Origin of the sequence: Clostridium akagii DSM 12554, from assembly GCF_000686725.1 — a bacterium.
GTDB lineage: Bacteria > Bacillota > Clostridia > Clostridiales > Clostridiaceae > Clostridium_I > Clostridium_I akagii.
Genome location: NZ_JMLK01000032.1, coordinates 20,025 through 28,846 on the forward strand (window position 1 = coordinate 20,025; position 8,822 = coordinate 28,846).

Annotated in this window: 5 protein-coding genes; all 5 read left to right on the forward strand. The window is 31.5% G+C overall.

The annotated features are described in order from the left end of the window. Positions 1-376: 376 nt before the first annotated feature. Positions 377-3,157 (forward strand): sigma-54-dependent transcriptional regulator, encoded by a 2,781-nt coding sequence (locus BR66_RS0114055; protein ID WP_026883491.1) that lies wholly within the window; start codon positions 377-379, stop codon positions 3,155-3,157. Between the two features lie 410 nt (positions 3,158-3,567). After that, on the forward strand, positions 3,568-6,558 hold the full coding sequence (locus BR66_RS23950; protein WP_084156525.1) for a glycoside hydrolase family 32 protein: 2,991 nt from the start codon (positions 3,568-3,570) through the stop codon (positions 6,556-6,558). 273 nt (positions 6,559-6,831) lie between these two features. Beyond that, a complete protein-coding gene (locus BR66_RS26840) occupies positions 6,832-6,963 on the forward strand; it encodes a hypothetical protein (RefSeq protein ID WP_207641263.1) in 132 nt (43 codons plus the stop codon). A 342-nt stretch (positions 6,964-7,305) separates the two neighbouring features. Continuing rightward, positions 7,306-7,536, forward strand: coding sequence for a substrate-binding domain-containing protein (locus BR66_RS0114065; protein ID WP_026883492.1), 231 nt, complete (start codon positions 7,306-7,308; stop codon positions 7,534-7,536). Positions 7,537-7,892: 356 nt separating this feature from the next. Next, on the forward strand, positions 7,893-8,822 hold a 930-nt coding region (locus tag BR66_RS0114070; protein ID WP_026883493.1), incomplete at its 3' end, for a sigma 54-interacting transcriptional regulator.

Consider the following 8,822-nt stretch of genomic DNA (forward strand, 5'->3'; position numbering starts at 1 on the left):
GAGGCATAAAAGAACAAAGCCATGTAATATAACAGTGTTTATATCATTAGCACTAAAATTCAAATAACAAGTGTATAAAAAAATATAAAAGTATATAAAAAAGCATTGATGTGTATAATTTATTTTTGAATTGTGATTTCCAAGATTCAATAAATAGGCATTCACAGTAATAGAATGAAATGTGATTTTTTATATACTCCTTTGGCACAATAATTGCTATGTATAAAATGGATACAATATGTAATTGGAATTTGAGGTGAAAAAAGAAAAAATGTTTGTTTATGGTTTTGCATACTATTGTTAGCATTGGTTTTTATGAAACTGATAGCTAAAAGAGATATCCTGAGGAATTCCGAGGAGTGATGATTTGAAGACTTTGAAAAAAATCGAAAAAATCTATGAATATATTGTACAGAAAACAGAAAATTATGATCTTGAAAATTTAAATAAGAAAGTAGGATTCAGTGCAGGTGAAATAGCCCAAAGTATAGGTGTTTTAAGGAACAATGTATGCATGGGTTTAAATGAATTACTTAGACAGAACAGAATAATAAAAATAAAATCTAGACCTGTGCTATACGTTGATAGGGCTTGTTTAGAAAGAATTTTGAATAAAAAATTGCCAGATGGACCAATAGAAATAAAAAATTTAAATGAGTTGTTCCTAGAAAAAAATAAACCAATTGATGAGAATTGCCCTTTTGATAAACTTATAGGATCAGGAACTAGTCTTAAAAATCAAATTGAGCAGGCAAAGGCAGCTATACTTTATCCACCTAATGGTTTACACACGCTGATTGTTGGTCAAACAGGAGTTGGTAAAACCTTGTTTGCAAATATGATGTACAATCAAGCAAAGTATGTGAAGAAGCTGGATGAAAAATCACCATTTATAGTATTTAATTGTGCTGATTATTATAACAATCCTCAACTTCTAATCTCACATCTGTTTGGACATATTAAAGGAGCATACACCGGTGCTGATAGTGAAAAGGCTGGAATTGTTGAAAAAGCAGATAAAGGTATATTATTTTTAGATGAAATACACAGATTACCACCAGAGGGACAGGAAATGTTGTTCTATTTTATGGATACGGGGAAATTTAATAGATTAGGTGAGACAGAGAGAAATAGAAAATCTTGTGTTTTCATAATCGGTGCAACTACAGAGGATCCAAATTCATCACTATTAAAAACATTTGTAAGAAGAATACCAATAATTATAACTATTCCTAATTTTGATAAAAGAACATCAAAAGATAAGGTGGATTTTATTAAATTTTTACTCTCCAATGAGGCACATAGAGTGAATAAGGTAATTAAAATTGAAGATGAAGCAGTAAAAGCTATTATTGGAAGCACTTCTTATGGAAATATTGGTCAGATGAAATCAAATATTCAACTTATTTGTGCTAAGGGTTTTTTGAATAGTATTAATAATAAGGATTTTATAGAAATAGATTTTAAATCATTGCCTTCAGATATTAAGAGTGGGTTGTTTTATCTAAGTGGTAAACGTAAAGAAATGCAAGAAATAGAAAGCTATTTAGATTCTGAGTTAATAGTTACTCCAGAGGGGCACAGTGTATTAATCGAAAAAGATCCTTACGATCCTCCTTTTAATTTATACAAGATAATAGAAGATAAGGCGGCTATTTTGAAAGAAGGAGGCGCAGATGATGAATATATAAATAACTTTATCACAACGGATATTAATGTTCATATTAAATCATTTTATAACAAGGTTAAAAATGATGATGATGGTAGAAGTAAAATATTAAAAATAGTAGATGAGGATATTCTTAAATTTTCAGAAGAAGTAATGGAAATGATTGAAAAAAAACTTAACAAAAGTCTAACCGATAGATTTTTATACGCATTAAGTCTACATTTGAGTTCATTTTTAAACAGATTAAGTAATCATCAAAAACTTAAGTATACAAATATAGAAGGCATAATAAATGACAAGCGTACAGAATTTAATATTGCAGTAGATGTAAAGGGGATGATTGAAAAGAAATACGATATCATTGTTCCGAAGATCGAAGTCATCTATCTTACACTGTTAATCAGTTCAATCACAGAAGAACCAACCAATCATCATGTTGCCATAATTGTAGCAGCACATGGTAGTAGCACAGCTAGTAGTATGGTTAACGTGGCAAAGCAGCTTTTAGGGGAGGGAGTAATTGAAGCAATAGATATGCCATTAGAAGTTAGTCCAACTCAGACTTTAGATGAAATCATAGAAAAAGCTAGAGAAATAGATATGGGAAGAGGTGTTCTACTACTTGTTGATATGGGCTCTCTTACCAGTTTTGAGTCTATAATAATGGAAAAAACAGATATAAAGGTTAAGACACTAGATATGGTTACAACAGCATTAGTGCTAGAAGCTATAAGAAAAGCTACAATTTTAGATATGGATTTAGAAAGCATCTATAGTTCACTAAAGGATTTCAGAGGTTATAGTAATTTTGAAGAAGAGGCAAATAATAATTCCAGTAAAAATAATGTAATTATTACAGTGTGTTCTACTGGAGAAGGAACTGCAATTAAATTAAAGGAATTGGTTGAAAATATTGTTTCAAATACTATCAATGATGAAATTCAAATTATCCCTATAGGTATGATGAACATGGAAAATGATATAAAGGACATTAAGCAAAAATACAATATAATTGCTTCTGTTGGTATTACTAATCCTAACATCGAGTCACCATTTATTTCAATTGAGGAACTTATTAGCGGGCAGGGGGAAAATATACTTATGAATATAATAAAAAATGATAATTTTCCTGTACAAGCAAACCATGGCAACGTGGTGGCAAAAGATTTGTGTGAGGATAGTTTGATTCAATTTTTAACTTATTTGAATCCAGCGAAAATAATAGATATATTGTATGATTTTATAGATAAATTAGAAGAAAAAACCAATGTTAGTTTTAACAATGCAACTAGAATAAGAATAATGGTTCATTTGGGTTGCGCTCTTGAACGTATGGTTATTAATGATGGATTGGAGTATAAGGGAGATCAAGGGAAACTAGATAATATCAAAGTTAATGTGATTAAAGAGGTAAGTAAGATGTTTAAAAAAACTATAAATATTACATTAACAGATGGAGAGATATATCATTTATCAGAAATGATTTAACGAAAATTGAAAGAATAGGGCGCAGTGTATAAGTTTAAATGGGTTCTGTATAGCTTATGTTAAAATTCAAACTAAGAAGCGTATAAAAAAGCACAAAAGTATATAAAAAAGTAATTAAGTATATAATTCATTTTAAATTAATATTTTTATTATTTAATAAATTGCCATTTTAAAATGCAAGAATGAAAAGTAATTTTTTTATATACTGACTTGGCACGGTAATTGCTATGTACAAGAGTGAGACAACATGATGTTAGGAATTCTTCAATCTAATTATTATAATATTCGCAATATTATAGGTATATTGAAGGATTTTTTAAATAAGTTTATTAATTAAGAAGTACAGAGAAGTCATCTATTGATTTTACAATTAGTGTAAACGTTACCTTATAAATGAAGGAGAGTTGAAAATGAAGAGAAAAAGTTTAAGTGTTCTGATTACATTAAGTATAATAGCTAGTACAGTAGCTATAGCAGCAACAGTATCACCAGCAGTTAGTGTTTCAGCTTCTATTAATGTATTATGTACTACAACATTAAGAAATGAAGCATTCCGACCTCAATACCATTTTACACCAGATACTGGTTGGATGAATGACCCCAATGGTATGGTTTACTATCATGGGAAATATCATTTATTCTATCAATATAATCCATATGATACAGTTTGGGGGCCTATGCACTGGGGACATGCTGAGAGTAAAGATATGATAAATTGGACACAGGAGCCAATCGCTCTTGCACCAGATGCAAATGGGGATATTTTTTCAGGTAGTATAGCTGTAGACTGGAATAATAGCAGCGGTTTATTTAATAATACATCAGATCATACTGGCTTGGTTGCTTTATATACCACTAACGGAGCAACTACTGGTCAACAATATCAGAGCATGGCTTATAGTACAGATGACGGAAAAACATGGACAAAATATAATGGTGGTAAGGCAATAGTATCTCAGCCAGCAAATACACCTAATTTTAGAGATCCAAAGGTATCTTGGGACAATGTACATAACAAATGGGTTATGACACTTGCAGCAGGTGATCAAATACAATTTTATTCTTCTTATAATTTAAAGGATTGGACTAAGACAGGAGAATTTGGAGCAGAAGGACAAGCATCTCATGCAGGTGTTTGGGAGTGCCCTGATTTATATCAGATGACTGTAGGTGGAACAAACACTAAGAAATGGGTTTTATCCATAAACTTAGGATCATCAGTAAGTCCTGATTCTCCACCAGCAGGTGGTTCAGGAATGATGTATATTGTTGGAGATTTTGATGGCAGTAATTTTGTAGCTGATCCTAAATTTGAAGTAACAAATAATATTGGAAATAGTGATGCTGTTAAAGGATATTATTTACTTCAAGGAGATACTATTAAAGTTTATGATGCACAAACTGGTGGAAATATGCTAGGAACAGCTACAGTAGCAGCTGGTAAATCTACGGCTACTGTACAATTAACTAATGATTTAGGTTATAGTAGGGGAAAAACATGGGTATCAATAGTAAGAAATGGAGTAGAAGGAACTAGACAAGAGAGTGATTATGCTGCTGAAGTTGCTGCAACAAGTACTGCAACAACTGCTGTAGTACCTGCAGGTGAGGATATTATAAATTCTGACTTTGAAACAGGTGATTTAACAGGATGGACAGCAACAGGAAATGAATGGTCAAATAAGAGTGTAGTAGATAATACAGGATGGGTGGGAGGAATTGGTAAATATCACTGTTCTGGTTACACGGATCCTTCAATAGGAGGTGCTGGAGATCCTGGCACAGGTACATTGGAATCTACTGTATTTACTTTAGGTGGAAATGGAACCATCAATTTCTTAGTTGCAGGCGGTGATCTTCCAAAATCTGCCTATGTTACTTTGGAAGATGCTACTACTGGTAAGGAATTGACTCAATTTAAAACATCAGGTTTAAGCTCAGGTACCGTTAGAAGGGTAAATTGGGATGCATCAGAATATCTTGGTAAAAAGTTTCGTATAAAAGTAGTAGATAACGCTACTGGTGGTTGGGGTCACCTTGACGTAGATGATTTCCATGTATATAATACAGTTCCATATCAAGCACCAGCAAATCAATTACCTTCATATCCAGTAAATTGGGTTGATTATGGACCAGATTTATATGCAGGAGTTACTTGGGGTGATACTACACCAAGAAATGATGTAAATGCAGCAAAATATGGGAAATATGTTCCGGATGGAAGACGTATTCTATTAGGTTGGATGAGCAACTGGGCATATTCAGATCAGACACCTACATCTCCTTGGAGAAGTGCTGATTCTGTTCCAAGAGAAGAAGAATTAGTAGCTACAGCTGATGGATATAAGATTACTCAGCGACCTATAAAGGAACTTCAAAATCTTGCGAAAAAACCAATAAAAACTTTAACTAATGCAACTGCAAAAGTAGGAAGTAACTTACTTTCAGGTGTCTCAGTAGGCACTGGCGGAACATATGAAATTACATCAGAATTTAATGTTAATTCAACTACTGCTAGTGAATTTGGAATTAATGTAAAAGCTGCTGGAACTCAGTATACAACTATTGGTTATGATAAAGCAACTTCAACAGTATTTTTAAATCGTTATAACTCTAGTAGCTATGATTTTCTAGATTATATGCCACAAAAACAAGAAGCACCACTGAAACCAGATGCAAATGGTAATGTAAAAATTCAAATTATAGTAGATAAAGATTCAGTAGAAGTTTTCGGAAGTAATGCTGAGAATGCTTCAGTTACAATTACGGATCAAATATTCTCCAATGATTCCAGCAGAGGAATACAATTATATAGCATAGGTGGATACACTAAGGTAAAATCTTTAGCAGTAACTCCTTTAAAATCAGCGACATTTATTCCTAGTTTAGGTGCAAGCACGGGGAGTCCTAAATCTTATGATCCAAAAACTGTACCAACTACGCTTCCAATAAGTAATTTTGAGTCAGGAAATCTTAATGGTTGGACACAAGACGAGGGTTATGCTAATACATTTAGTGTGTCAAATGCTACTACATGGTGGGGAGGAACATACAATCAAGATGGTAAAAATTTCCTTGCTTCCGGTGTAAATGGTGATGGGCTTTCAGGTACAATGTCATCTGGCTGCTTTAAACTTAGTGGCGATGGAAAGATTAGCTTCTTAATTGGTGGAGGAAATCACACTACTTCAGAATATATTGCTCTAATAGATGCTGATACCGGCAGTAATTTATTTACAGCAACAGGTGCAAATAGTGAAACATTAAAACCAATGTCTTGGGACGCTTCTAAATATGTGGGTAAAGTTGTGTATTTAAAAATTGTGGACGAAAGTCAAGGTGGTTGGGGTCATATAAATCTTGATGATATAAAGGTACCACAAGTATCAACAACTAAATAAATATTAACTTGTTGTTAAAAAAATATAAAGTTTAGTTAAAATAGCATATCAAATTAATTTTAACTGTAGAAATATAAAAATTATAAAGGAAATTTGAAAATGAAGAAAAAAAGTTTAAGTATTATTATTGAACTAAGTTTAGTAGCAAGTTCAGTAGCACCAGCATCATCATACTGATGTAGAATTTGTTTGAAATAAATTAAGTATGAGACCAACTTCTGATACAGGAGACAAAACAGAGGTGAAAATATTCAATATTAACCAAAAGAAAATTTGATAAATGATCCTAATGGTATGGTTTATTATTATGCTGAATACCATTTATTTTATCAGTATTATCCAGATTATAGTGGGAGAATTTTATGTTCCAAGTTAAAGGTAATTCAAAAGCTTACAATTATATAGGTGCCACTCATATGGATAATATTCCAAATTGAATTATGGGTATAAGGTGATTTCTGTATTGAACAGGAGTCATCATTTTTATGTTTTGAATACCACAGTTTAAAAAACTTATAGCTATGAGTGGAAAAAAAGAACACACGTTGCTAATATAAAATCAGGTTCATGAAGCAATTTTAAGGAAAAATATTTAGAAAATTATGTAAGTATATTACCAAAGTTAAGCGTTGTAGAATTTATGGGATATTTGCAAGGTAAGAGTTCACTAAGGAAAAGACAGTCATAACTAATATAAATGATGGATTCGATTTTCTTGGGTGACACTTTAGAAAGTATAGTAGTAAGTTGATAATTAAGCCATCTGTAAAATCTCTGAATAAAGCGACAGTAGATGTGCCAGAAAAAGTTGCTTTAATAGGATTTGATAACACTTCTATTAGTAAAGAAGTAAGTCCAACTTTAACTAGTGTGGCACAGCCCATAGGAAAAATAGTAAAACAGTCTATTCAAATTATAATTGATAAGATAAACCAAAAACAAAAAACAAAAAACAAAAAACAAAGGAGGAACATATAATATTAAGAATAAGAATAGTTGTCAGAGAATCAAGATTAAATACAAATAAGTACTAGATTTGCTATGAATATTTTCATATATAAATATTGACAATAGATTTAATAGATGCTACCATGAATACGCATTCTTGATAGCACATAATGTATACACATTCCAGGTACAGCAGTAGTTGACCTAATAAAATGACGGCCTGAATTATAATTTAGAAGGAGCGGTGTTAGATTGAAATGGCTAAATATGCAAAGTATAGAGAGGCTATGTTTTAAAATGCAGAAATGGTCATTCAAACTTATACAGTTCATAATAAATAGAATCATACAAGTACATTAAGGGTATTAATTCAGGGAAGTGATAATTTGAAGAATTTAAAGAAAAGTGAAAAAATTTATGAGTATATTGTACAGAAAACAGAAAATTTCAATTTTGAAAGTCTAAATAAGAAAATAGGCTTCAGTGCAGGTGAAATAGGGGAAAGTCTAGGTTTATTAAGAAACAATGTATGTATGGGTTTAAATGAATTACTTAGACAGGACAGGATAATAAAAATAAAATTAAGACCTGTATTGTATATGGATAGGAAATGCATTGAGAGAATTTTAAATAAAAAATTACAGGATGGACCTATACAAATAAAGAATTTAGATGAGATATTTTTGGAAAAAGATGAAATTAATCAGGGTGAGTCATCACCTTTTGATAAACTTATAGGATCAAAAACTAGTCTTAAAAGTCAAATTGAACAGGCCAAGTCAGCCATACTTTATCCACCTAATGGATTGCACACATTAATTGTTGGACAAACAGGAGTAGGTAAAACCTTGTTTGCAAACATGATGTATAATCAAGCAAAGTATGTGAAAAAATTGGATGAAAAATCTCCTTTTATAGTATTTAATTGTGCTGATTACTATAACAATCCCCAGCTTCTAATTTCACATTTGTTTGGACATACTAAAGGAGCATATACAGGTGCTGATAGTGAAAAGGCTGGAATTGTTGAAAAAGCAGATAACGGTATATTATTTCTAGATGAAATACACAGATTACCACCAGAAGGACAGGAAATGTTGTTCTATTTTATGGATACAGGAAAATTCAATAGATTAGGAGAGACAGAGAGAGACAGGAAATCTTGTGTTTTAATAATTGGAGCAACAACAGAGGACCCTAATTCATCACTTTTAAAGACATTTGTAAGAAGAATACCAATAATTATAACTATTCCCAATTTTGATAAAAGAACATCAAAAGATAAGGTGGATTTTATCAAATTTTTACTCGAAAGT

Excerpts from the sequence above, each read along its gene's own strand:
- BR66_RS23950 (WP_084156525.1), top strand. The coding sequence starts at position 3,568 with ATGAAGAGAAAAAGTTTAAGTGTTCTGATTACATTAAGTATAATAGCT.